Origin of the sequence: Bacteroides caecigallinarum, from assembly GCF_021530995.1 — a bacterium.
In the GTDB taxonomy this organism is placed as follows: domain Bacteria; phylum Bacteroidota; class Bacteroidia; order Bacteroidales; family Bacteroidaceae; genus Phocaeicola; species Phocaeicola faecigallinarum.
In genome coordinates this window covers 1-414 of record NZ_JADYTF010000302.1, presented here as the reverse complement: position 1 = coordinate 414, position 414 = coordinate 1, and the positions used below count along the sequence as shown (strand labels likewise).

Genomic DNA, 414 nt, shown 5'->3' with positions numbered 1-414 from the left:
CTGTTACTGAGTAATGGGGCGGATATCTTCGACAAGGAGTATAAGACACGGCTTGACAACGCGCTGGATATGAACAAGCCCCTGTCGCAGGCATACTACCTGAAAGAACAGCTCAGGGAAATCTGGATGCAGGTCAATAAGGACGATGCCGAAAGGGTTATGTCGGATTGGGTAAAGCAAGCCCGGGAGAGCAAAGTGCCGCAATTGGTGAAGATGGCAGCTACGGTAACGGCACACAGGACAGGCATACTCGCATGGTATGACTGCCATATATCGACCGGAAAGGTAGAAGGCATCAACAACAAGATAAAGGTCATGAAGAGAACGGCATATGGATTTAGGGATGAACGATACTTTGAATTGAGGCTATATGCACTGCATGATTGCCGCATCACGCGAAATGTCGGATGAACC

At 48.8% G+C, this 414-nt stretch carries 1 protein-coding gene; it reads left to right on the top strand.

Going from position 1 to position 414, the window contains the following annotated elements:
* Positions 1-411: transposase (locus I6E24_RS16740; RefSeq protein ID WP_235329839.1), on the top strand; the 411-nt coding region annotated here is incomplete at its 5' end.
* Positions 412-414 lie beyond the last annotated feature (3 nt).